Origin of the sequence: Arthrobacter gandavensis (assembly GCF_039528575.1) — a bacterium.
GTDB classification, from domain to species: domain Bacteria; phylum Actinomycetota; class Actinomycetes; order Actinomycetales; family Micrococcaceae; genus Arthrobacter_B; species Arthrobacter_B citreus_B.
Genome location: NZ_BAAALV010000005.1, coordinates 91,190 through 114,485, shown reverse-complemented (window position 1 = coordinate 114,485; position 23,296 = coordinate 91,190). Strand labels below are relative to the sequence as shown.

20 protein-coding genes are annotated in these 23,296 nt (G+C 64.8%); 11 read left to right on the top strand and 9 right to left on the bottom strand.

Features of this window, described 5'->3' with window-relative positions; all coding sequences use genetic code 11:
• Window positions 1-9: 9 nt before the first annotated feature.
• Entirely contained in the window at window positions 10-1,278 is a 1,269-nt protein-coding gene (gene tgt / locus ABFX29_RS12795; RefSeq protein WP_152228963.1) for a tRNA guanosine(34) transglycosylase Tgt, read from the top strand.
• Here tgt and ABFX29_RS12790 read toward each other — a convergent pair.
• On the bottom strand, window positions 1,275-2,015 hold the full coding sequence (locus ABFX29_RS12790; protein ID WP_152228964.1) for a queuosine precursor transporter: 741 nt from the start codon (window positions 2,013-2,015) through the stop codon (window positions 1,275-1,277). The genes tgt and ABFX29_RS12790 overlap by 4 nt on opposite strands.
• 188 nt (window positions 2,016-2,203) lie before the next feature.
• Here ABFX29_RS12790 and ABFX29_RS12785 point away from each other — a divergent pair, with 188 nt between their 5' ends.
• The 4 genes from ABFX29_RS12785 (at window position 2,204) to ABFX29_RS12770 (ending at window position 8,274) form a co-directional block, all read left to right on the top strand.
• Entirely contained in the window at window positions 2,204-2,884 is a 681-nt protein-coding gene (locus ABFX29_RS12785; RefSeq protein ID WP_152228965.1) for a TetR/AcrR family transcriptional regulator, read from the top strand.
• Window positions 2,877-3,359: a hypothetical protein gene (locus ABFX29_RS12780; protein ID WP_152228966.1), complete on the top strand. Its 483-nt coding sequence runs from the start codon at window positions 2,877-2,879 to the stop codon at window positions 3,357-3,359. The genes ABFX29_RS12785 and ABFX29_RS12780 overlap by 8 nt, the downstream gene beginning before the upstream one ends.
• Before the next feature lie 61 nt (window positions 3,360-3,420).
• Window positions 3,421-4,248, top strand: coding sequence for a bifunctional hydroxymethylpyrimidine kinase/phosphomethylpyrimidine kinase (gene thiD, locus ABFX29_RS12775; RefSeq protein ID WP_152228967.1), 828 nt, complete (start codon window positions 3,421-3,423; stop codon window positions 4,246-4,248).
• A 432-nt stretch (window positions 4,249-4,680) separates the two neighbouring features.
• Window positions 4,681-8,274 carry a S8 family peptidase gene (locus ABFX29_RS12770; protein ID WP_246167654.1) on the top strand — a complete coding sequence of 1,198 codons (3,594 nt, stop codon included), beginning with the start codon at window positions 4,681-4,683 and terminating at the stop codon, window positions 8,272-8,274.
• Between the two features lie 72 nt (window positions 8,275-8,346).
• On the opposite strand, the gene ABFX29_RS12765 is transcribed toward ABFX29_RS12770, so the two are convergent.
• The 3 genes from ABFX29_RS12765 to ABFX29_RS12755 all read right to left on the bottom strand — a co-directional run bounded on the left by ABFX29_RS12765 (window position 8,347) and on the right by ABFX29_RS12755 (window position 11,436).
• Window positions 8,347-8,988 carry a cyclase family protein gene (locus tag ABFX29_RS12765; protein ID WP_246167656.1) on the bottom strand — a complete coding sequence of 214 codons (642 nt, stop codon included), beginning with the start codon at window positions 8,986-8,988 and terminating at the stop codon, window positions 8,347-8,349.
• A gap of 7 nt (window positions 8,989-8,995) precedes the next feature.
• Window positions 8,996-10,396 (bottom strand): purine-cytosine permease family protein, encoded by a 1,401-nt coding sequence (locus tag ABFX29_RS12760; RefSeq protein ID WP_152228969.1) that lies wholly within the window; start codon window positions 10,394-10,396, stop codon window positions 8,996-8,998.
• A gap of 152 nt (window positions 10,397-10,548) precedes the next feature.
• Window positions 10,549-11,436, bottom strand: a complete 888-nt coding sequence (locus ABFX29_RS12755) for an Fpg/Nei family DNA glycosylase (protein WP_152228970.1) — start codon at window positions 11,434-11,436, stop codon at window positions 10,549-10,551.
• A 69-nt stretch (window positions 11,437-11,505) separates the two neighbouring features.
• Here ABFX29_RS12755 and map point away from each other — a divergent pair, with 69 nt between their 5' ends.
• Window positions 11,506-12,282 (top strand): type I methionyl aminopeptidase, encoded by a 777-nt coding sequence (map, locus tag ABFX29_RS12750; protein ID WP_152228971.1) that lies wholly within the window; start codon window positions 11,506-11,508, stop codon window positions 12,280-12,282.
• Window positions 12,283-12,398: 116 nt separating this feature from the next.
• Here the strand turns inward: map and ABFX29_RS12745 are convergent, their stop codons facing one another.
• Window positions 12,399-13,472 carry an SDR family oxidoreductase gene (locus ABFX29_RS12745; protein WP_152228972.1) on the bottom strand — a complete coding sequence of 358 codons (1,074 nt, stop codon included), beginning with the start codon at window positions 13,470-13,472 and terminating at the stop codon, window positions 12,399-12,401.
• 96 nt (window positions 13,473-13,568) lie between these two features.
• Window positions 13,569-15,065, bottom strand: a complete 1,497-nt coding sequence (locus ABFX29_RS12740) for a helix-turn-helix transcriptional regulator (protein WP_211372414.1) — start codon at window positions 15,063-15,065, stop codon at window positions 13,569-13,571.
• A 148-nt stretch (window positions 15,066-15,213) separates the two neighbouring features.
• Here ABFX29_RS12740 and aceA point away from each other — a divergent pair, with 148 nt between their 5' ends.
• The 3 genes from aceA to ABFX29_RS12725 all read left to right on the top strand — a co-directional run bounded on the left by aceA (window position 15,214) and on the right by ABFX29_RS12725 (window position 19,886).
• Window positions 15,214-16,521, top strand: coding sequence for an isocitrate lyase (aceA, locus tag ABFX29_RS12735; protein ID WP_152228973.1), 1,308 nt, complete (start codon window positions 15,214-15,216; stop codon window positions 16,519-16,521).
• 130 nt (window positions 16,522-16,651) lie between these two features.
• Window positions 16,652-18,286, top strand: coding sequence for a malate synthase A (aceB, locus tag ABFX29_RS12730; protein WP_152228974.1), 1,635 nt, complete (start codon window positions 16,652-16,654; stop codon window positions 18,284-18,286).
• Window positions 18,287-18,452: 166 nt separating this feature from the next.
• Complete coding sequence (locus ABFX29_RS12725) at window positions 18,453-19,886, top strand: amino acid permease (protein ID WP_152228975.1); 1,434 nt, start codon at window positions 18,453-18,455, stop codon at window positions 19,884-19,886.
• Here the strand turns inward: ABFX29_RS12725 and ABFX29_RS12720 are convergent.
• Window positions 19,883-20,254: a VOC family protein gene (locus ABFX29_RS12720; RefSeq protein WP_152228976.1), complete on the bottom strand. Its 372-nt coding sequence runs from the start codon at window positions 20,252-20,254 to the stop codon at window positions 19,883-19,885. The two genes, ABFX29_RS12725 and ABFX29_RS12720, sit on opposite strands and share 4 nt — an antisense overlap.
• Before the next feature lie 95 nt (window positions 20,255-20,349).
• Between ABFX29_RS12720 and ABFX29_RS12715 the strand changes: the two genes are divergently transcribed.
• Complete coding sequence (locus tag ABFX29_RS12715; protein WP_152228977.1) at window positions 20,350-21,057, top strand: DsbA family oxidoreductase; 708 nt, start codon at window positions 20,350-20,352, stop codon at window positions 21,055-21,057.
• Here the strand turns inward: ABFX29_RS12715 and ABFX29_RS12710 are convergent.
• Window positions 21,054-21,734, bottom strand: coding sequence for a LytR C-terminal domain-containing protein (locus ABFX29_RS12710; RefSeq protein WP_152228978.1), 681 nt, complete (start codon window positions 21,732-21,734; stop codon window positions 21,054-21,056). The two genes, ABFX29_RS12715 and ABFX29_RS12710, sit on opposite strands and share 4 nt — an antisense overlap.
• Window positions 21,727-22,026, bottom strand: a complete 300-nt coding sequence (locus ABFX29_RS12705) for a type II toxin-antitoxin system VapB family antitoxin (RefSeq protein WP_066299736.1) — start codon at window positions 22,024-22,026, stop codon at window positions 21,727-21,729. Before ABFX29_RS12705 ends, ABFX29_RS12710 begins: the two co-directional genes overlap by 8 nt.
• A gap of 116 nt (window positions 22,027-22,142) precedes the next feature.
• Here ABFX29_RS12705 and ABFX29_RS12700 point away from each other — a divergent pair, with 116 nt between their 5' ends.
• Entirely contained in the window at window positions 22,143-23,036 is an 894-nt protein-coding gene (locus ABFX29_RS12700) for a Cof-type HAD-IIB family hydrolase (protein WP_152228979.1), read from the top strand.
• Window positions 23,037-23,296 lie beyond the last annotated feature (260 nt).

Sequence of the window (23,296 nt, the reverse complement as noted above, 5' to 3'; positions counted from 1 at the left end):
CAAAATGGAATGGTGTCCAGCTCCGGTTTTTCCTTTGCCCTCGGTAAGCGCCTGCGTGAAACCACTCCCGACTCTGCGTCCCGCGCCAAGGAGAACGGCGGTGAGTTCCAGGGCCGCACCGGTGTGATCAGCACCCCGCACGGCGAGATCCAGACGCCGGCGTTCATCGCCGTCGGCACCAAAGCCACCGTGAAGGCCGTGCTGCCGGAATCCGTGGCGCAGCTTGGGGCGCAGGCCGTGCTGGCGAACGCCTACCACCTGTACCTGCAGCCGGGCGCGGACATCCTTGACGAGGCCGGCGGGCTGGGAAAGTTCATGAACTGGCCCGGCCCCACCTTCACCGACTCCGGCGGGTTCCAGGTCATGAGCCTGGGTGCCGGTTTCAAGAAGGTCATCAACATGAATGCCGACGGCACCACGCATGCCACCGGAGCGGACGACGACGTCGCTCCCGGCAAGGAACGCCTGGCCCACATTGACGACGACGGCGTCTGGTTCAAGTCCCACCTGAACGGGGACAAGCACCGCTTCACCCCGGAAATCTCCATGCAGGTGCAGCACCAGCTGGGCGCGGACATCATGTTCGCCTTCGATGAGCTCACCACCCTGCTGAACTCCCGCGCCTACCAGGAGCGTTCGCTTGAACGCACCCGGCTCTGGGCGGAACGGTGCCTGGTGGAACACCGCCGGCTCACCGAGGAACGGTCGCACCGCCCCTACCAGGCGCTCTTCGGCGTCCTGCAGGGCGCCCAGTATGAGGACCTGCGCCGCAAGGCGTCCCGTGATCTGGGTGCCATGGGGTTCGACGGCTTCGGGATCGGCGGCGCACTGGAGAAGGAAAACCTGGGCACGATTGTGCGCTGGTGCACCGAGGAACTTCCCGAGGACAAGCCGCGGCACCTGCTGGGCATTTCCGAGCCGGATGACATCTTCACCGCGATTGAAAACGGAGCGGACACCTTCGACTGCGTCTCCCCCACCCGGGTGGCACGCAACTCGGCGTTCTACACCCCGTACGGCCGCAAGAACCTCTCCAACGCCAAGTTCAAGCGCGACTTCGGCCCGCTGGTGGACGGCTGCGACTGCTACGCCTGCGCCAATTACTCGCGTGCCTACATCCAGCACCTGTTCAAGGCCAATGAGATGGTCAGCCACACGCTGATCTCAATCCACAATGAGCGTTTCACCGTGAAACTGGTCGACGACGCCCGTCTGGCCCTCGAGGACGGCACCTTCTTCGAGTTCAAGGACGAGGTCCTGGGGAAGTACTACAGCTAGGCCTGGGCGTTCTCCCGCGCCCTGTAGGTCGGCTCGCGCTTCTTGATTGCCTTGATCACCGCTGAGGTCACCGGGACAAACAGGAACTCAATGGCGGTCTTGTAGACAAAGCCAAAGATCACGTAGTTCACGAACTGCCCCGCATCGGCAATCCCGATGACCGGCGCGGCAACGGCACAGAAGATCAGGGTGTCCGCGAACTCGCCGACTCCGGTGGAGGCCATCAGCCTGCCCACCAGCGCACGTTCGTTGAAACGTGCCTTCATCCGGGTGAGCACCATGGCGTTGAGCAGCTGCCCGGCCAGGAAGCCCAGCAGCGACGCCGCGACGATCTGCCAGACCGGGCCCAGCGCCGCCTCCAGGGCGGCCTGCTTCTCCAGCCCGTAGGCGTCGTCGAACCCCGGCAGCGCAATGATCACCGCGAAGGACAGCACGGCGAACGCAGCCATCGCGAAGCCCATGTAGATGGCACGCCGGGCGGCCTTGAAGCCGTAAACCTCGCTGATGACGTCGCCAAGGATGTACGCCAGCGGGAAGAGGAAGAACCCGCCGTCGGTGATGATGCTGAAGTCGCCGAAGACCGGACCCAGCACCACGCCCTTGGACGCGCCGATGTTGGAAATGATGATCACCACGCACATGAGGGTGAGGATCAGGTCGTAATGCGAACTGCCCCGGGAGGCGTAGCTGGGGGTCTGGCGTGCCTGGCGGGCAGCGGCCGGGGTTGGTGAAGACATGGATTTCCCGTTTCGGTTTAGTGGTTCGCCTGGGCTCCCGCCCGGCTGTATTAGCACTTGCCCGCTGTCCCGGGCGGCCCTCCTGAGGACCAGCGTCAATTCTGCCACGTTTTTGGTGCCGTCACATTTTTGAACGTGTTCAAAAATGTGCTCTAATGTCCCGGTAGGCAACTTGGAACAGGGGATCGATGGCCGCGGGGTCGAAGAGTGAGGCCACCCGGCAGCGGCTGGCTGAGGCAGCAACAAGACAGTTCCGCACCCTCGGTTTTGAGCGGACCACCATGCGCGGGATCGCCGCAGAAGCCGGCGTCTCCGTGGGCAACGCCTACTACTACTTCTCCTCCAAGGACGCGATCGTCGCCGAGCTCTACCGGTCGCTGCAGAACCAGCACCGCTCCGCGGCCCTGCCCCAGCTGCGCGAGGGCCACAACCTCGGCGAGCACCTGCGGGTCATCCTGCAGGCGAACCTTGACGTGCTGGCTCCGTACCACTCGCTGGGACACCAGTTCCTGAAGACGGCAGCCCTGCCGGTGCCCCCTGGCACCCGGAAGTCCTCCACGCCGGCCGACGCCGAGCAGGTGGGCCGCGGCAAGTCGATCGCCGTCTACCGCCAGGCGGTGCAGGCTGCCCGGCCGCAGCCGCCGCTGGCCGTGCGCGATGACCTGCCCGAACTGCTGTGGCTGGTCCAGATGGGCGTGACGCTGTTCTGGGTCTACGATTCCTCGCCCGGTCAGGCCCGCTCCCGGCGCCTGGTCACAAATACCGCTCCCCTCGTGGCCAAGCTGGTGATCCTCTCCCGCCTACCCGTAGTGCGCAATATCGTGGAAGATGTGGTGAAGCTGCTGCGAGGAGCGCGATCGCATGACTGAAAAAGCGGATGACGACGGCGTCTCCCCGGCGGATGCCGAACGTTCCCCTTCCGCCGGGGGCGCGCCTTTCCTGCTCGCGCCCCGCGTAACATTCGGCCCCACCGCGTTTGTCACCGGATATGCCATCGCCTGCCTGCTGGTTGCCCTGATAGCCACGGTGGCGATTGGCTGGGGGACCTCGCGGGATTTCTGGGGTTATCTCTGGATCATCGTGATTGCCGCGTTCTACGCCGCCGGCATCGGCCTGGTGACCGCCGCTCCGGTGGGCCTGGCCCTGGGGCTGCTGCTGCGGGACGTCCCCAACCAGTGGCTTCATGTACTGGCCTTTTTCCTGGTGCCCACGATCCTTGCCTGGGCAGTCATCGGGTTCATTGCCGGATCCATTGGCGTGCCCCTGCTGATGGCGCTGGCGATCGGGGTCTCCGCTGCCACCGGACGGCTTGCCGTCTGGCGCCTTATGGACGTGCGCTACTAGTACGGCGGCCTGCAGCGAAACCGGGTGGCGGGCCGCGGCGGATTAGGTAGAAGATGGACCCATGTCTTCAACAACACATCCCCCCGTCACGCTCACGATCGCTGGCTCCGAAGCCACCGGCGGGGCTGGCGCCCAGGCCGACCTCAAGACGTTCCAGGAACTGGGAACCTACGGCATCACGGCCCTGACCTGCATTGTCTCCTTCGACCCGAAGGACAACTGGAACCACCGCTTCGTTCCGGTTGACCCGCAGGTGATCGCAGACCAGCTGGAGGCTATCCAGACCGCCTATGACCTGGGCACCGTGAAGATTGGCATGCTGGGCACCCCGGCAACCATCGACACAGTGGCCAAGGCCCTGCAGAGCCAGGCCTGGACGAACATCGTGCTGGATCCGGTTCTGATCTGCAAAGGCCAGGAGCCCGGAGCAGCCCTGGATACCGACCAGGCGCTGAAGGCACAGATCCTTCCGCTGGCAACCTTCGTCACCCCGAACCACTTCGAATCCATGTCGCTTGCCGGTATGGATTCGATCGACTCCGTGGAAGACCTCAAGGAGGCAGCAAAGCGCATCCACGAGGCCTCGGGTGCCGTTGTGCTCGCCAAGGGCGGCGTACGGCTGGAAGGCGAGGACGCCGTTGACGTTTTCTATGACGGCGAGACCATGGAGGTGCTCCGCGCGCCCAAGGTTGGCGACGTCGCCGTCAGCGGTGCCGGGTGCACACTGGCTGCCGCCATCACCGCCGAGCTGGCCAAGGGCGCAACCCCCCTTGAAGCGGCCCGCACTGCCAAGGCGTTCGTGACGGAAGGCATCCGCAACCGGGTTTCTTCCCACACACCCTTCGATGCCCTGTGGCAGGGCGGCGCGGCCAGCGGCCCTGCGCTCTAACAGCATTCCGGCATTCTCCAAAATCCCCAAGAGCGGCCTTTCCACCGATTTCCCGGTGTAAAGGCCGCTCTTTTGCTGCCCGGAGGGAAACCGTTCTCCACATTCAACTCCTGCAACTTTACAAACAGTGCTGAGCAGGCGTGTCAATACCTCCGCCCTGTAATTCAGCCGGTTTCCCTAAACCTTTGACCTACGCGTTTACTCCCTTAGGGTGTGCCTACGGCTGCAGGCATTTCGGGGGCCGAAGGTGCATGCTGACACCCCAAACGGGGGTTGGGGGCACAAAAGGAAAGCTGTCACGTGTGTCAGCAGCCGGTGGATTTTGTTCAAGGATTCCTAGTCTCTAGGTCTTCCACGGCATTCTTCCGGTAACGCGCGGCGGAATGTTCAAGGAGCAAAATGAGACGGTCCATTCATCACAGGCCAGGGGCTGTGGCTACTGCCGCAGTTGCCGGCCTCGCACTCACGGCAGGCCTTGGCCTACCGGCCCAGGCAACCGAACCCGCCGGCACGGACAACGCTGCCCAGGGATTCGCAGTACAGAAGTTTGCGGAGCAGAAGGTATCCCCGAGCCTCCGCGGCGTCGACGGCGAGGTCTCCGTCTACGTTCAGTTCACCGGCGAGGGCGCCTTCGAGCAAACCCAGCCGGACGCGGTCAAGGAAGGCAAGCTGGATCCGGTAGTCGACGCTCCGCGCGTGCAGCAGATCCGGTCGGCCATTGAGTCGCAGGCTGAGTCGGTGGCCGCGGAAGCGGACGCCAGCACCCTCTACACCACCACCAACAGCCTTCCCGGCGTGGGCATCGTTGGCGATGCCGAAGCCATCAAGGCGCTGGCAGAGCGCGACGACGTCGCCAAGATCACCCGGATCGTTCCCAAGACGATCGATAACAAGGGCGCGGACATCGATACCCGCGCGCTCAACGCCTGGGTCGAACGCCAGCAGACCGGCGACGGGATCACCATCGCCGTCCTGGACACCGGCATCGACTACACGCACAGTGATTTCGGCGGCCCCGGAACCATCGAAGCGTACGAAGCGGCCCAGGCGTCCCCGGTCATCCCCGCTGCTGACAGCGGCCTGATCGACGCGATCAAGTTCATTGGCGGCTACGACCTGGTGGGCGATGACTACAACGCCGACCCGTCCGCTGCGAACTACCAGCCGGTCCCCAAGCCGGACCTCAACCCGATGGACTGCCAGGGCCATGGCACCCACGTGGCCGGCACCGCCGCCGGTTACGGAACCCTGGCCGACGGCAGCACCTTCAGGGGCGACTACTCCTCGCTGACGGCGCAGACCGTCAATGACATGCGCATCGGCCCGGGTTCGGCTCCGGAAGCACAGCTGGTAAGCATCCGCGTCTTCGGCTGCACCGGTTCCTCCGAGGTAGTGGGCCAGGCCCTCGACTACGTTCTGGATCCCAACGGCGACGGCGACTTCTCCGACCGCGCGCAGGTTGTGAACATGTCCCTGGGCTCCGACTACGCCCCGGTGGACGATCCCGAGAATGACATCGTGGACAAGCTGACCGAACAGGGCATCCTCTCCGTCGTCGCGTCAGGCAACGCCGGCGACGTCTACAACGTGGGCGGCTCCCCGGGCAACGCCAAGTCCTCCCTGACCGTGGCCAGCACCATCGGTTCCCAGATTTCCCTGGACCGCGCCGATGTCCTGGCCCCGGCAGAACTGGAAGGTTCAGCTGCCGGCCAGTATTCGGTGAACTTCAACTACTCCGATCCGGCAGTAACGCCTGAGCGGCTCACCGGCGACGTGGTGGCAGCACCTGCCTCCAACGCCTTCGGCTGCAACCCTTTCCCCGCCGGCTCCCTGACGGACAAATGGGTCTGGATCCAGTGGGAAGACGAAACCGGCGGATTCCCCTGTGGATCCGGCGCCCGCTTCAACCATGCCCAGGCCGCCGGTGCGACCGGCGTCGTCCTGGATTCCCCGCGTGACGTGTTCGACGCCGGTATCGGTGGCAACACCACCCTCCCGGGCATCCAGCTCAACCGTGAGTCCTCCGACCGGCTGCGTCCGGCCGCAGTGGCCGGAACCCTGACCCTGCAGCTCGACCCGGCGTACATGGGTGCAGCGTCCGGGCCGTCCAACGCACTGGACACCGTCAGCTCCTTCTCCTCCCGTGGCCTGCACGGCTCCAACGGCGTGGTGAAGCCCGACGTCGCTGCTCCCGGTTCCTCGATCGGCTCGGCCAGTGTGGGTTCGGGCAACGGCGCCTCGGTCAGCAGCGGTACGTCCATGGCGACTCCGCATGTTGCCGGCCTGGCAGCCCTGCTGTACGCCGCGACGGATTACACGCCGTACGAAGTCAAGAACACCATCATGAACACGGCCACCCATGACGTCCTGGCAGCCAACGGCGCTGTGCACGGTCCCAACCGTGTCGGTTCCGGACGCGTGGATGTCCTTGATGCCGTGAACTCCAAGGTCATGGCCTACGACTCCGAGGACCAGACGCTCACCAGCGTCAACTTCGGCGTCCTGGAGGTCGGTGCAGACGCACTGACCGTCACCCGCAAGGTCACGGTCCAGAACAAGTCGGACCGGCCGCGCAACTTCGACGTCAGCTACCTGCCGGCATCGACCATGCCCGGCGTGGAAATCACCACGGCGCCGACCGTCAGCGTTGGCGCAAATGCCAAGGCGACGGTGGACGTGACGCTTTCCATCGCTGATCCGGCCACCCTGGCAAAGACGCTCGATCCCGCAGCTGACGCAGAGCAGCTGGGCCTCCCGCGCCAGTTCCTCGCTGACGTGTCCGGACGCGTCCAGCTGGCAAGTGCCGGCATCCCCACCCTGCGTGTGCCCGTCTACTCGGCCCCCAAGCCGACGTCGGACATGACCGCCGGAACGGAGATCAGCTTCGCCGATTCCGAGGCGCTGGCAGCGGACGTGACCCTCACGGGACGCGACCTGCTCCAGGGAAGCGACGCATCCACCTATCTCTCCCTGGTTTCGCCGCTGGTCCTTGGCGCCCAGAGCGACAAGCGGGATGACCTGGCGCTTGAATCCATGAACTCCATGGATCTCTCAGCAGTCGGTGCTTCCACCACCGTCCCGGCCGTGAAGGCCGCGGGCGGAGACCCGCTGGACGGCGTTCTCAACTTCGGCCTCAGCACGTGGGACAACTGGCCCATCCTGGGCGGCCACAATGAGGTCAACGTCGAGATCGACACCAATATGGACGGCACGGCCGACTACCTCGTGGCCACCGGCCGGGCCGATGACCTGGACCTGGTCCTGGTGAACACCTACCGGTTGAACCCGGATGGCACGTCAACCCTGGTTGACCAGACCGGCGCCAACGGCCTGCTCGGCAACACGGACACCAACACCTTCGACAGCAACACGGTGACCCTGCCGGTGAGCGTCGCTGCCCTGGGGCTGGATCCGGCTGCCGGATCGCTGCCGCTGCAGTACAAGGTGGTGACGTGGAGCCTGTACAACGTCAATGAAGCCGGACAGACTGTCCCGGTGGATTCGACGGAGTTCATTCCGTTCGACGCCGCTAACCCGGCCCTGTGGTTCTCCGGTGCTTCGCCGGACGCCCTCTTTGCCGACGTCGACGGCGGAAAGCTCACCGTCAACCGCAGCCAGGAGACCACCGAAGCTTCGGCGCTGTTCCTGCACCTGCACAACGCCACCGGAGACCTCTCCGGTACCGCGGGCCTCGGCGAACGTGCCGAGATCCTGCCGGTTGTTGTCCCCGAGAAGGTGGTGAACCCGGTCAGCGCCGCCAGCAAGTGCAACGCGTTCAAGGCCGAGATCACCGTGACCCTCACGAACAACGGCGACCGCCGCGCGGACATCGACCTGAAGTCCCCGCACGGCAATGCCAAGGTCATGAAGCTCGAGCCGGGACAGACGACGACGGCGGTCATCAAGACCCGCCAGCTGTCCGTTGCCGCCGGTGAAGTGAGCGCCCATTACAAGTTCCTCGGTAAGGGCAAGGCTGAAAAGGTGGACTACACCGCGTCCTACGGCGCAGTGAAGTGCAGCCGCTAGTGCATTAGCCAGCTAGCAAGGAGCGGGCCCGGGAGACTATCCCGGGCCCGCTCTTGTTTTGTGGCCAGTGCGCTAGACCCAGGCGACGGCCCGTACCGGTGCTCCGTCCGCCGAGGCGAGATGAAGGGGGAAGAACCCCACCCGGCAGCGGGAAGGCAGCGTAGCCGCACCGCGGACGTTCTCGACGATCAGCCCGTCGGATCCAAGGACAAGCTCATGGACCAGCAGGCTGAACTCCTGCCCGGGCTGAAGTGTCCGGTCCGGGTTCAGGGTGTCAACCGCCAGCACCCGCATGCCACGGCTCCACAGCTCTTCCGCCGCAGCCAGGGATAGAACGGGGTGCAACAGGTACTCCCCTGTGCCAAAGAGGCGGTCCCATCCGGTGGCCAGCAGGACTATCCCCGGCACTGTTCCAGTAACCTGGCCGGCCAGATGGTGCCAGGAAATCTCGGCATCCGGTTCCAGGCGAGGGAGGTGCAGCACCAGGGCTTCGCCCGTCAGCTCCTCCAGCCCAACCTCGGAGGTGGTGCGGCCGCCTTCAATGCTGTGGCACGGTGCATCGAAATGGGTTCCGCTGTGGCTGCCCAGATGCAGGCGCGCCACCTGGGCTCCGTCCGCGCTGATGCTCAATGCACCGCTGATCTCCACCTCCGGGTCACCGGGGAAGACCTGCATTCCGGAGGAAACGACGTGGGTCAGGTCGACGATGGCCAATTCGGGCCTATTCCGCTGCCGCCGGGGCACGGGACAGCAGTCCGTCCCCTTCGGCGGACTCCAGCTTCGGACCGGCTGCGGTCCGCGCACGTTTCCTGGCTGACACAGCGAAGTAGAGCACAAAGGTCAGCACGAAGGCCGGGATGGTGGCACCCACGGGGCTGGGCCAGACGTAGGTCAGCACATAGGAGGCCGCCGCACCCACTGCCCACACCGCAATGGCTGCCCAATTGACGCCGGCGGTGTACCAGTACGCGCCTCCGCTGGGACGAAGAATGTCCCTGCTGTAGCTGCCGCGCCTGATGATGTAGTAGTCCACGATCATGATCGCGAAGACGGGAACGAAGAACGCCCCAATCATGACCAGGAATCCGGTGAACTGGTCCAGGAGTGCCATCCAGGTTGAGCCGGCAATGGCGATGGCTCCGACGGCAAGCGAGGTTGGCAGGAAACGGGCTTTCCACCGTACCTGCGCATTCACCACGGAGGTGACCATGCCGTAGACCACCATGGTGTTGGTGGCCATGACGGACATGAAGATCACGATCGCCAGCGGAGTGCCGAAAGCGCTCACGATCACGGTGGGGTCGAAGGAGGCAGCCGCGTCCCCGGAGAGAATCACGTAGCCGATCGCCGTAGCGCCCAGGACCATGGCCAGCGTCGTCGAGATGGTATAGCCGACGCCGGATCCGATGATCCCGGCACGGCTGGACCTGGCCAGCCGGTTGAAGTCGGCAGAGAGCACTGTCCAGGAAATGGCCGTGGCAATCACGATGTCCAGCACCATGAAGTTCGTGTATCCCAGCGACTCATCCACCTCAATCCCTCCGAACTCGGCGGGGCTGAAGGTGGTGAAGGCGCTGACGAAGACGTAGACCATGATGGCCAGAATGACTACGGCCAGCCACGGCTCCACTTTGGCAATGCCGCCGTGGCCCAGGATGGCAAGGAAAACTACCAGGGTTTGGCAGAGCACCGCGAAGAGCACCGGGCTGGAGAAGCCGGTGAACTGCTCCACTACATAGTTGACCGTCACGCCGGCCAGCATTGCCTGGACCCAGCTCCAGCCCATCAGTATCACTACGTTCGCCGCCACTGGCACCAGGCTTCCCCTGGCGCCGAAAGCTCCGCGGGTGATGGCCATTGTTGGAAGGCCGGTGCGCGTACCAATGTTGCCGATCAAGGTCAGGACGACGGCGCCCAGAAGTGTGCCGAGGATGATCATCCAGACCGCGGCACCGAAGCTGACACCGGGAACAATCAGGGTGCCCGTGAGCAGCGTTGTCACCACGAAGTTGGCTGCCAGCCAGATCATGCCAATGCGCGGCGCGGACAGGGTGCCGCGCACGGGGCCGGAGCCCTCGTTGCTCTGCTGCAGGTGCCGGTCAAGGCGGCGGTAGAGGTTCATGAGTGTCCTAGGGGGTGCGGGGCCGGGTGAGATTCCACCAATAGATTTCTTATAAGCAACATGTGTTGTCTATAAGTTACATGACCTCCTGGTGGCGGCCGTCACAATTCCGCCGCACTTCCGCGCCTGACACTGCAGACCCGCACGTCACGCTACTTCAGCAGCCGGGACATCCTGCGGTCCGCCAGCAGCTTTCCGCCGGTCTGGCAGGTGGGACAGTACTGGAGGGAAGAATCCGCGAAGGACACTTCACGCACGGTATCGCCGCAAACGGGACAGAGCTCCCCGGTACGGGCATGGACCCGCAGCGCCCGGCGCTTCGAATCCTTCAATTCCGCGGCCGGGCGGCCTGAAGCATTGTCGATCGCTGATTCAAGGACAGCGCGCATCGCTTCGTAGAGCCGTTGGACTTCCTCCGGCTTGAGCTTTGACGCGTTCGCGAACGGGGACAGGTGGGCCGCGTGCAGGATTTCATCGCTGTACGCGTTGCCGATGCCGGCAATCACGGCCTGGTCCCGCAGCAGGCCCTTGATCTGGCCCCGGTGCCCGGCGACCAGCTGCGCGAACGTCTCCTTGTCGACGTCGAACGCTTCAGGACCCAGCCGGGCAATGCCCGGGACTTCCGCGGGGTCCCGGACCAGATAGACAGCCAGGGACTTCTTGGTTCCCGCCTCGGTGAGGTCGAAACCCGGTTCGTCCCCACCGGGTTCCGTTGCGGCGAAACGGACCCGCAGCGCCATCCGGCCCTTGCCCGGACGGAGTGTCCCGGGCTTCAGCGCATCAGACCAGCGCAGCCACCCTGCCTTGGCCAGGTGCATCACCAGATGCACGCCACCGGCCGTAATGATCAGGTACTTGCCGCGGCGCTGCACGGCAGTCACGGGGCCGTCCTGCAGCGCGCCCAGGGGCACTTCAGCGGTCTTCAGCACGGCGAAGGAAAGCACTTCGACGTCGGAAACCTGTGCGGGCGGTCCGCCGTCCGGCAGCAGTTTGGTCCGCAGGAAATCGGCGAGTCCCTGCACTTCGGGCATCTCGGGCATGCCTACACCCTAGACGGTCTGCCAGAATGCAGAACAGACGCCAATTCTCCTGCCCCCGAAAGGCACCACATGATCGAGATCCTGAACGCAGCTGAAGTGGCGAAGGCCCGGGTTACCGGCCGGCTCGTCGCAGACATCCTCCAGGCCATGAAGAAGCGGGCAACCGTGGGCACCAACCTGCTGGAAATCGACCAGTGGACCGGCCAGATGATCAAGGAAGCCGGCGCCGAATCCTGCTACATCGACTACGCGCCGTCCTTCGGCCGCGGCCCCTTTGGGCACTACATCTGCACGGGCGTGAACGACGCAGTGCTGCACGGCCTTCCGCATGACTACGAGCTGCAGGACGGGGATCTGCTGAGCCTGGACCTGGCCGTGTCCAAGGACGGAATTGCTGCTGACTCCGCGATCAGCTTCATTGTCGGAGACAGCAGGCCGGCCGAAAGCGTAAAGCTGATCGAGGCCACCGAACGGGCGCTGGCCGCCGGCATTGCCGCAGCCCGGCCGGGAGCGAAGATCGGCGACCTTTCCTACGCGATCGGCACCGTGCTCTCCGAGGCCGGATACCCGGTGAACACCGAGTTCGGCGGTCACGGGATCGGTTCCACCATGCACCAGGACCCGCACATCCCCAACACGGGACGTCCGGGCCGCGGCTACGTGCTGCAGCCGGGGCTGATGCTCGCCCTGGAGCCGTGGGTCATGGCAGACACCGACCAGCTCACTTTCGACGCCGACGGCTGGACGCTGCGCAGCAAGACCGGCGCCCGCAGCGCACACTCCGAGCACACCGTCATCATCACGGACGACGGCGCCGAGATCCTGACCCTGCCCACGGCCTCATAGCCCGGCAGCCCGCCGAGTGTCCGCCCCCCGGCGGTCGCACCGAGATGACAGAAACTGCCCGATTAGGGGGGTCTAACGGGCAGTTTTTGTCATCTCGATTCAGGGGCGGGAACTGATCAGGGAATGATCTTGTCCGCGCGGTACTGGTCAAACAGCTGCAGGAAGCTGTCTTCAGTTCGACGGTAGCCGGTGAATCCTGCGAGGCGGCTCTTGCTCATGTCAGCGAGGACCTCCATGTTTCGGCCCAGATCGGCATCCGTGTGCCACCAGGACGCAATGCGGGCCAGGTTCGCCTCGCTGAGCCCCTCTTCAGCGGCTATTTCTGCCCACACCCGGTCCATTCCCTGCATCTGCTCTTCCAGGGGACGAGGCGAATCCTTGAACCCTTCGGCTTCGACTCCAAAGTAGGCGGCCAGTTTCGGCCACATCCAGCGCCAGCGGAAGACATCACCGTTGACCACGTTGTAGGCCTCGTTGCCGGCCTCGTTGGTGGTTGCGGCCCAAACTATGTGTTCGGCGAGAAGGTTCCCGTCGGTAACGTCTGTGAGGCTGTTCCACTGGGTTTCAGAGCCCGGGAAGATGAAGGGCCTGCCCAGTTTCTTGCAGATAGTGGCTTGTGCCGCCAAGGTCAGACCCATGTTCATGGCGTTACCGACGGCGTGTCCAATCACGGTGTGCGAGCGGTGCACCGACCAGCGGAAGCCCTGCTTTTCAGCAGCTGCCCAGAGTTCGTCTTCCTGCGCGTAATAGAAGTTGTCGACGGGCAGCCGTGGTTCTTCTTCCCGGAATGGTGTGTCCGGAACCGGCCCCGCTCCGTAGGCTTCAAACGGGCCCAGGTAGTGCTTCAGGCCGGTCATCAGTGCCACGTGTTCCACCGGGGCGTGTTCGAGGGCCTGCAGCACATTCCGCAGCATCGCTGAATTGATGCGGATGTTTTCTTCCTCAGTGTCCTGCCGGGCCCATGCGGTGAAAAACACGTGAGTGGGCTTTTCCTCGCGGAGGGCATTCGCGAGGCTGTCTACTGCCAGCAGGTCGGCGGGGATGTGCCGGGCGGCCAGGCCGTTCACAGGGTTCCGGGACAGGGAAAGTACCGTCCAGCCACCTTCTTGGTTCAACCGCCTGATGATGGACGATCCGGCGATGCCGCTTCCGCCGACTACCAGCGCTGTCTTTTTGGATTCGGTGACCATTTATTCACCCTATCTTCCCGATTTCCTCGCAGTGATGCCAGGTCGGCGGCAGCCGTCATTCCACGCTCCGGCACGAGCGCTTTCCCAAAGGGCCACTCAGTCCCCGGCGTGCGACTGAAGGAAGCTGTAGACCTCGGTCTCATCCACGCCGGGGAATGCGCCCGGCGGCAGGGCGGCCAGCAGGTGCGAGTGGGCCCGGGCACTCGGCCAGGCCATGCCGGACCATTCAGTGGCCAGCTCTGCCGGCGGCGTGCGGCAGCAGTCCGGATCCGGGCAGCGGGACTTGGACCGCTCCGTGGTGTCCCGGCCGCGAAACCATTTCACGTGCGCGTACGGAACGCCGATGCTCAGCGAGAACAGGCCGCCGGAGCTGCGCTCGGTGCGCGCGGTGCACCAGAACGTGCCGGCCGGGGTGTCGGTGTACTGGTTGTATGCACTGAACTTGTCCGGCACTGAGAACACCTCGCGGCTGGTCCAGTACCGGCAGATCGGCTGGCCCTCAATAGCACCGGTGTGGTCGGAAGGGAACGTCACGCCGTCGTTCTCATACGCCTTGTAGACAATGCCGCTCTCATGCACCTTCTGGAAGTGCGTCCGGATGCCCAGGTGCTCCGTGGCCAGGTTGGTAAAGCGGTGCGCCGCTGTTTCGTAGGAAACGGCAAAGGCATCACGGATGTCCTCGACGGCGATTTCCTTGGCAGCCTTGGCCCGCTGCAGGAACTCCACGGTGGCCTTCTCCGGCAGCAGCAGCGCGGCGGCGAAGTAATTAGTGGCCACCCGTTGGCTGAGGAACTCGCCGTAGCTGCGCGGGGTCTGGTGATCCAGCACGTAGTGGCCCAGCGCCTGCAGCAGCACCGATCGCGGGTCGTGCTCGGAACGCTGGGACTGGGTCAGGTAAATCCGCTTGTTCTTCAGGTCCGTCACGGAGCGCGTGGAATGCGGCAGGTCGGAAACGTGGTGCAGGCTAAAGCCCAGGTGCGCGGCAATGTCAGCAATAACGTGCTGGGACAGCGGACCGTTGGTATGCCCCACCGAATCCAGGACCTTCTGTGCCGCCTGTTCGTACTCCGGGAAGTAGTTGTTCCGCTCCCGCATCATCGCCCGGAGCTCGCCGTTGGCGCGGCGGGCTTCCTCCGGCGTGGCCACCTGCTCGTTCAGCCGGCGTTCCAGTTCCGCCTGCAGACCCACCAGTGATTCGAGCACGTCCAGGGGCAAACGCGAAGAAATGCGAACCTTCGGAAGGCCCAGGGACTGGTACAGCGGTCCGCGCTGGGCACGTTCCAGCTCGATTTCAAGTGCCGCGCGCCGGCTGGGCGGCTCCGAGCCGAGCAGCTGGTCGATACTCACGTCCAGCGCCTTGGCCAGGGACTGCAGCAGGCCAAGTTTCGGCTCACGCTTGCCGTTTTCGATCAGCGAGAGCTGTGATGCCACGGTCCCGACGGCGGCACCCAGGTCATCGAGCGTCATGCCTTTGGCCTTGCGCAGGTGGCGTACCCGGCGGCCCAGGGAGATGACATCGAGCGAAGAGCCGGCAGCGGCGTCGTCGTTCGCTGTGCCGGCTGAAATGGGCCGGTTCCATGTTGCGCTCGTCACAAATTCACAATAAGCGAAGAACTGCGTTTCTTTCCATAGATAACCACTAGAAAGGGGGTTGTTTTTGCCCGAGTGTTGATTGCACAGCAAGGAAATGCCGGATCCACGCACCGCCGGCAACGCACCGCAACCTAGGAGACGTAAGGCAATGACGCAGGTACCCAGCCACGAACAGACAGCACGCACCGCAGAGCAGCTCGCCCAGGATTGGGCCACCGATCCCCGCTGGGACGGCATCGAGCGCGATTACACTGCCGAAGACGTCGTCAAGCTCCGTGGCCGCGTCCAGGAAGAGCACACCCTGGCCCGCCGCGGCGCCGAGAAGCTGTGGGACCAGCTCCGCAACGCCGGCGACGAGGGCTACACCAACGCACTCGGCGCCCTGACCGGCAACCAGGCCGTGCAGCAGGTCAAGGCCGGACTGAAGGCCATCTACCTCTCCGGCTGGCAGGTTGCCGCTGACGCCAACAATTCCGGCCACACCTACCCGGACCAGTCGCTCTACCCGGCAAACTCGGTTCCCACCGTCGTCCGCCGCATCAACAACGCCCTGCTCCGCGCAGACCAGATCGAGTTCGCCGAAGGCATCCAGTCCGTGGATGACTACCTGGTGCCGATCGTGGCCGACGCCGAAGCCGGCTTCGGCGGCCCGCTGAACGCCTACGAACTGATGAAGTCCATGATCCAGGCCGGCGCCTCGGGCGTTCACTGGGAGGACCAGCTCGCGTCGGAAAAGAAGTGCGGCCACCTTGGCGGCAAGGTGCTGATCCCCACCAGCCAGCACATCCGCACCCTTAACGCTGCCCGTCTGGCAGCCGACGTCGCAGACACACCCACCGTGGTGATCGCCCGCACCGATGCCGAGGCCGCAACCCTGATCACGTCCGACGTCGACGAGCGGGACCAGGAGTTCATCACTGGCGAGCGCACGGCTGAAGGCTTCTACAAGGTCCGCAACGGCATTGAGCCCTGCATCGCCCGTGCCAAGGCTTACGCTCCGTACTCAGACCTGATCTGGATGGAGACCGGCACCCCTGACCTCGAGATGGCCCGCAAGTTCTCCGAAGCTGTCCGCTCCGAGTTCCCGGACCAGATGCTGGCGTACAATTGCTCGCCGTCCTTCAACTGGAAGAAGCACCTGGACGATGAAACCATCGCCAAGTTCCAGCGCGAACTCGGTGCCATGGGCTTCAAGTTCCAGTTCATCACCCTCGCCGGCTTCCACGCCCTGAACTACTCCATGTTCGACCTGGCCCACGGCTACGCCCGGTCCGGCATGAGCGCCTACGTGGAACTGCAGGAGCGCGAGTTCGGCGCCGAAGACCGCGGCTACACCGCAACCCGTCACCAGCGCGAAGTCGGCACCGGCTACTTCGACGCCATCGCCACCGCCCTGAACCCCGAGGGCAGCACCCTGGCACTGGCCGGCTCCACCGAAACCGCCCAGTTCCACTAACCAGCACCACTCCTTCCTCCCCATCGAGATAGCAGAAACTGCCCGTTAGAGCCTCGAAAAGAGCACTTTCTGTTATCTCGATGGGGCGGGCGGGAACCCCAAACTTTTGAAACACGCCAAGGAGCACGCCATGAACGATCCCATCACCCTGAACGGTATTTCCCTCACCGCTTCGCCGGTCCGCCGGCAGGAGGAGATCCTCACCCCGCAGGCCCTGGACTTCGTCAAGGCGCTGCACCAGGCAACCCACACCCGCCGCCAGGAACTGCTGCAGCAGCGCCAGGCCCGCCGGCAGAAGATCTCCAACGGCGCCGACCCGTCGTTCCTGCCCGAGACCCGCCACATCCGCGAGGACGACTCATGGCGTGTGGCTCCCACCGCCCCTGGCTTGGAAGACCGCCGGGTGGAAATCACCGGCCCCGTGGACCGCAAGATGACCATCAACGCCCTGAACTCCGGCGCGAAGGTATGGCTGGCGGACATGGAGGATTCCTCCACCCCGTCCTGGTCCAACGTGGTCAACGGCCAGCTGAACCTGCGCGACGCCCTGGACAACCGCCTCGGCTTCACCTCCCCCGAGGGCAAGGAATACAAGGTCACCGGCACCCGCCTGACGGACCTGCCCACCATTGTGGTGCGGCCGCGCGGCTGGCACCTGCCGGAAAAGCACATGCTGGTGAACAACACGCCGATCGCCGGCGGAATCGTGGACTTTGGCCTCTACTTCTTCCACAACGCACACCGGCTGATCGCTGAAGGCCGCGGCCCGTACTTCTACCTGCCGAAGATCGAGAACCACCTTGAAGCCCGCCTGTGGAATGACATCTTCATCCTGGCCCAGGACCTGCTCGGCATCCCGCAGGGCACCATCCGCGCCACCGTGCTGATCGAAACCATCACCGCAGCCTTCGAGATGGAAGAGATCCTCTACGAGCTGCGGGACCACGCTGCCGGTTTGAACGCCGGCCGCTGGGACTACATCTTCTCCGTGATCAAGAACTTCCGCACCCGCGGCCCGCGCTTCATCCTCCCGGACCGTTCCATGGTGACCATGACCGCTCCGTTTATGCGCTCCTACACCGAGCAGCTGGTCCGGGCCTGCCACCGCCGCGGCGCCCACGCAATCGGCGGCATGGCCGCTTTCATCCCCAACCGCCGGGACAAGGCAGCGAACGACGTCGCCATGGAGCGGGTGCGCGCTGACAAGACCCGCGAGGCGAACGACGGTTTCGACGGCTCCTGGGTTGCCCACCCGGACCTGGTAGCCGTGGCCATGGAGGTGTTCGACGGCGTACTTGGCGACCGTCCGAACCAGCTGGACCGTTCCCGCGAGGACGTCATCCCGAACGACAAGGAACTGCTGAACATCGCAGCGACTCCGGGCGTGATCACTGAGGCCGGCATCCGCAGCAACATCGAGGTGGGCATCCGTTACATCGAGTCCTGGCTGCGGGGCAACGGCGCCGCTGCCATCAACAACCTGATGGAAGACGCCGCCACCGCGGAGATCTCCCGGTCCCAGGTGTGGCAGTGGATCCACTCCTCCGCCGTCACGGACGAGGGCGACGTGGTGACCCCCCACTGGGTCCAGGAACTGATGGAAGAAGAGTTCGCCAAGCTGGAACGCTTCGACGGCGACCGCTTTGACGACGCCCTGGAGCTGTTCGAGGAAGTGGCCTGCGGCGAGCAGTTCCCCACCTTCCTGACCGTTCCGGCCTACGCCCGGTTCCTGCACGAATCGCGTGAACCGGCGGCAGCTGCCTAACTTCCGGACCGAGGGCGGGGGCCGGATGCGAAAGCGTCCGGTCCCCGCTTCTGTGCGTGCAGCGGCACTTGTGGGCAGCGCCACGTCCCGACGCCGCTGCCTGCTGGGAGGCGTAGCATTGATAGGCCGCTGCTGCGGCTACTCCCCCAGCTCAAGGTGTTTCTCCATGTCTTCCTTCGGCCACGCACTGGCCCGCGGACTGAACGTCCGGCACATCCGCTTTATGGCACTCGGCTCCGCGATCGGCACGGGACTGTTCTACGGTTCCGCGGCAGCTATCCAGGCTGCCGGACCAGCCGTGCTGCTCGCCTACATCATCGGCGGAGCCGCAGTCTTCCTGGTGATGCGCGCACTGGGGGAAATGGCCGTCCGGCATCCGGTCTCCGGGTCCTTCGGACAGTACGCCAGCCGCTATCTCGGCCCGTTCGCCGGGTTCATCACGGGCTGGACGTTCGCCTTCGAGATGGCGATCGTGGCCATCGCGGACGTCACGGCGTTCGGCATCTATATGGGCTTCTGGTTCCCGGAGGTACCGCGCTGGATCTGGATTCTCGCCGTCGTGCTCCTGATTGCCGCCCTGAACCTCATGCGCGTGAAGGTGTTCGGGGAGACTGAGTTCTGGCTCTCAATCATCAAGGTGGCCGCGATCATTGCCATGATTGCCGGCGGCGCGGCGATCATCGTCTTCGGGTTTGGCCTTGAAGGCGCAGCCAACCCCGGCCTGGATACCCTGCTGGGCTCCGGCGGGTTCTTCGCCAACGGGTTCTGGGGGCTGCTGGCGTCCTTCGCCGTGGTGATGTTCGCCTTCGGCGGCATCGAGACCATCGGCATTACCGCCGGTGAAGCGGAGAACCCCAAGAAGGCCATCCCCGCTGCCGTGAACACCGTGCCGGTGCGCATCCTGCTCTTCTACGTAGGTGCCCTCTCCGTGCTGATGATGATCTTCCCGTGGGAGCAGATCGACGGGGAAACCAGCCCGTTTGTGCAGATCTTCGACTCCCTGGGCATCCCGGCCGCCGCGCATATCCTCAACGCCGTCGTCATTACGGCCGCTCTCTCAGCGATCAACTCAGACACCTTCGGCGCCGGGCGCATGATGTTCTCCCTCGCCCAGCAGGGCCAGGCGCCGGCAGCATTCGCCCGAATTTCCCGCCGCGGCGTGCCGTGGATGACCGTGGCGGTCATGGCCGCCGTCCTGCTGGTCGGCGTCGTGCTCAACGCAGTACTGCCCGAGTCCCTGTTCCTGCTCATCGCCTCCATTGCCACGTTCGCCACCGTATGGGTGTGGCTGATGATCCTGCTCTCCCACATCGCCATGAAGCGGGAGATCAAGCGCAGGTCCCTGCCGGCGTCGGAATTCGGCGTGCCGTTCTGGCCGGTTGCCTCCTACGCGGCGCTGGCGTTCATGGTCTTTATTGTCGTGCTGCTGGGCATCATGCCGGATACCCGCGTCGCGCTGATCGTGGGCGTGGTGTGGATCGGCTTCCTCTTTGTGGCCTACCGGATCTGGGTCCGCGGCACCGGCCGGGAGCGCGCGGAGCTGGTTGATGAGACCGGAGCCGGTAAAGGCACGACGGCGGAAGCTGGCTCGCGCAGCTAGCCTTCGCCCCAGCACAGGCAGAACGGGTGCCCTGCCGGATCCGCATAGACCTGGAACCCCGTGGGAGCGTCCCGGTCCGGGGACGCCTGCAGCAGCTCAGCGCCCAGCGACAGCGCTTCGGCATGAGCCGCAGGCAGGTCCTCGACGTGGAGGTCAAGGTGCATCTGCTGCGGCTGGCCGTCCGGCCACTGCGGCCGGATGTGGTCCGGCGCCAGCTGGATGGCGAGCACTTTCTCCCCGTCCACCTGGATGCTCTGCCAGTCCTCGTCTGCTTCAACGGCTGTTCCGCCGAGCAGCGAAGCCCAGAACGTGCTTTCAACGTTGAGGTCCGGTGCATCTAGGACGAGTACCTGCCTGGTGATTCTCATGCCCGGGATCATGCCACAGGAACCGGGCGCGGGAAACGGTGGCGGCGCCGGAACCGCGGGGAATAGAACTCCCGGACACCGTTGTTGCCGAAGTTGTGTTGGTAGAAATCTGGTCCGATATCGGATGCCCCTGGTGTTTCATTGGCAAGCGGCGCTTTGAAGCTGCCCTGTCCCGCTTCGATCACGCGGGAGACGTGGAAGTCCGCTGGCGCAGCTACCAGCTTGATCCCACGCTGCCCGAGCGCTTCGAGGGCTCGGAAGTCGAGTACCTGAGCAAGGTCAAGGGCATGGACCCGGCCCAGGTTTCAGGAATGCTGGACCACGTTACCGCCCAGGCCGCAGGCGTAGGCCTGGACTACCGGTTTGATGAGCTGAAGGTCGCAAACACGTTCACCGCGCACCGGCTCATCCACCTTGCCCGGGACCTGCGCGGCGCCGAAGCAGCTGCGGACGTCAAGGAAGCGCTGCTCGCAGCCCACTTTGAGCGGGGGCAGGATATTTCCAGCCCCGATGTGCTGGCCAAGATCGGTGCCGGTTCCGGGCTGGACCCCGAAACCGTGCGCAGCGTCCTTGCGGGCAGCGAGTACACCGATTCAGTGAACGCGGACATCGCCGAAGCCCGTGCCCTGGGAGTCAGCGGGGTGCCGTTCTTTGTGCTGGACCGCAAATACGGCATTTCCGGGGCGCAGCCCGAAGAGGTATTCAGCCAGGCGCTCTCACAGGCCTGGGCCGAAAGCCGCCAGCCGCTGCAGCCCATCGTCCCCGAAAGCGGTGCCTGCGCCGTCGACGGCAGCGGCTGCTAGCCTGCTTCCGCGTTTTCGGAGGGTTCGCTGCTCTTCCACGGGCAGGTGATCGGCCCGGGCGCAGCGGCCTGGGCCTGTTCGACGGGAACCAGGTTGCTGTACCCGGAGCCGATGACCACGTCCACTGACGCGTCGTCGCGGTCGTCCTGGATGTACTGGGTGTCCGGGATCTGCTGCTGCATCGTGAACGCGCCCGATTCGCCGTCGGGCCCGGACAGGATGATGGCCGTCATTCCTTCACGGTTCACCGTGCTGTTGCCCACCACTCCAATGGAGAATCCGCGGGTTTTCAGTGCCTCAGCCACCTGGCCTGCCAGGCCGGGGGTGGCGGTTGTGTTGTAGACGTTCACCGTCACCGTCTCCGGCGACTGGTACAAATACGGTCCTGCCGGGCACCCTGATTCCACCGCCGGCCGTGCCTCCGGCCGGGGAAGGCTGATCCATCCCGCGCTGATTCCCTGCGCAACCACTGCCGCAAGGACCAGCAGTCCAATCAGTACGCCCAGCACCACGCCGTGGAACCTGCGCTTGCGCTTGGCGCGGAGCTCGGCCGCGTCGTCGCCGTCTTCATCAAAGACGGCACCAAGGTCCTGCTCCGTCACAATCCGGTGGCCGTGCCACTCGGTGGGGTCGCTCCCGGCTTCCCTGCGCTGCCCTCGAGGGGGCTCGTTAGTCATCGATTACCAGCACGCGGGCGTGCAGTATGGTCCGCTGGTGCAAAGCTGTCCTGACCGCTCGGTGCAGTCCGTCTTCCAGGTACATGGTGCCCCTCCATTGCACTACGTGCGGGAAAAGGTCTCCAAAGAAGGTCGAGTCCTCAGCCAGCAGAGCGCCGAGGTCAAGGGTGGCCTTGGTGGTCACCAGTTCGTCCAGCCGGACCTGCCGGGGAGGTACCGCTGCCCAGTCCTTGGGTGTTACGTATCCGTGGTCGGGGTAGGGGCGCACATCGCCAACAGCTTTGAAGATCACTAATCCAGAGTAGAGAAGTTCCGCATCCAAGGAAACAGGACTCCCCGGCAGCAGCCGCAGGATTACGCGGATCGGGGCCGGATACGGTTCCCGTGCTGGTCCGGGGATACTTAAGCATGACTTCTGCGCGTTTTGGCCTGCTGCTCGACGTCGACGGCCCGGTGGCGTCCCCGCTGACCCGGACCGTCTCCCCCGCCGTTATCGGACACCTGGTTGCCCTCGCTTCGGCCGGCTGGCCGGTGGTCTTCAACACCGGACGCTCCGATGAGTTCATCCGCACGCAGGTGATGGAGCCGATGATCGCCGCCGGGCTGCCGGTGGACGTGACACTGCATGCCATCTGCGAGAAGGGCGGCGCCTGGTTCTCCTTTAACGGGTCCGGGCCGGGCACGGTGAGCGTGGATGAGGAACTGGCCCTGCCGGCGTCGTACGCGTCCGCGGTGCGGGACCTGGTGGCGGAAAAGTACACCGGCCACATGTTCTTCGACGAGACCAAGCGGTCCATGGTTTCCGTGGAACAGAACGTCGACGTGGACAACGCCGACTACCTGGCCGAGCAGAAGCAGTTCGACGCCGATGCGCTGGAACTGATGTCCCGGTTCGACATGGGCGTGTGCCGGCTGGACCACCATGCCCCGGACTCCGACGACTCGATTGATTACCGGATCGACCCCACCATCATCTCCACGGACATCGAAGCCCTGGGTGTGGGCAAGGACCTCGGCGCCCGGCGCGCACTGGCGCTGCTCCAGGACGCCGGAACCCCTGTGCCCCGGACCTGGCGGACAGTTGGGGATTCACGGACCGACTATGCAATGGCCGATGAGCTGCATGCGCTGGGCTACGACGTCGCGCATGTGGACGTCCGGCCGGCCGACGGCGTGCCTGCCAAGCCGTATCCGGTGCTCACCGCAGGGGAACGAATCCACGACGACGCCGGTGAGGCGTTCCTGCGCCGGTGGACGCAGATGGCTGCCGTCGAAGCCGCGGACGACTCGACCGTGGGCTAGGCGCAGGCGGAACCTTCGGGGAGGTCTCGCAGTTTCGAGGGGGTTTCCGGGAACCTTCGGGGAGGTATCGCCGTTCTGCGTGCTCTGGAAGGCCTGCAACTCCCCGAAGGTTGGGCTGAAGCGGCACTAAGGGACGGCAACTCCCCGAAGGTTGGCCCGGGAGAACCGGGGACGAGCAGCCACGGCATACCCCGCTCCCGGGCAGGAGCGCCCCAAACCGCCTTTATTACGCCACGCCCCACGCGCAACACGGCAAAACC

Excerpts from the sequence above, each read along its gene's own strand:
- ABFX29_RS12725 (WP_152228975.1), top strand. The coding sequence starts at position 18,453 with ATGTCTTCCTTCGGCCACGCACTGGCCCGCGGACTGAACGTCCGGCAC.
- ABFX29_RS12745 (WP_152228972.1), bottom strand. The coding sequence starts at position 13,472 with ATGGTCACCGAATCCAAAAAGACAGCGCTGGTAGTCGGCGGAAGCGGC.
- tgt (WP_152228963.1), top strand. The coding sequence starts at position 10 with ATGGTGTCCAGCTCCGGTTTTTCCTTTGCCCTCGGTAAGCGCCTGCGT.
- ABFX29_RS12755 (WP_152228970.1), bottom strand. The coding sequence starts at position 11,436 with ATGCCCGAGATGCCCGAAGTGCAGGGACTCGCCGATTTCCTGCGGACC.
- ABFX29_RS12760 (WP_152228969.1), bottom strand. The coding sequence starts at position 10,396 with ATGAACCTCTACCGCCGCCTTGACCGGCACCTGCAGCAGAGCAACGAG.
- ABFX29_RS12790 (WP_152228964.1), bottom strand. The coding sequence starts at position 2,015 with ATGTCTTCACCAACCCCGGCCGCTGCCCGCCAGGCACGCCAGACCCCC.
- ABFX29_RS12780 (WP_152228966.1), top strand. The coding sequence starts at position 2,877 with ATGACTGAAAAAGCGGATGACGACGGCGTCTCCCCGGCGGATGCCGAA.
- ABFX29_RS12720 (WP_152228976.1), bottom strand. The coding sequence starts at position 20,254 with ATGAGAATCACCAGGCAGGTACTCGTCCTAGATGCACCGGACCTCAAC.
- aceB (WP_152228974.1), top strand. The coding sequence starts at position 16,652 with ATGAACGATCCCATCACCCTGAACGGTATTTCCCTCACCGCTTCGCCG.
- ABFX29_RS12785 (WP_152228965.1), top strand. The coding sequence starts at position 2,204 with ATGGCCGCGGGGTCGAAGAGTGAGGCCACCCGGCAGCGGCTGGCTGAG.
- aceA (WP_152228973.1), top strand. The coding sequence starts at position 15,214 with ATGACGCAGGTACCCAGCCACGAACAGACAGCACGCACCGCAGAGCAG.
- ABFX29_RS12710 (WP_152228978.1), bottom strand. The coding sequence starts at position 21,734 with ATGACTAACGAGCCCCCTCGAGGGCAGCGCAGGGAAGCCGGGAGCGAC.
- map (WP_152228971.1), top strand. The coding sequence starts at position 11,506 with ATGATCGAGATCCTGAACGCAGCTGAAGTGGCGAAGGCCCGGGTTACC.
- thiD (WP_152228967.1), top strand. The coding sequence starts at position 3,421 with ATGTCTTCAACAACACATCCCCCCGTCACGCTCACGATCGCTGGCTCC.
- ABFX29_RS12700 (WP_152228979.1), top strand. The coding sequence starts at position 22,143 with ATGACTTCTGCGCGTTTTGGCCTGCTGCTCGACGTCGACGGCCCGGTG.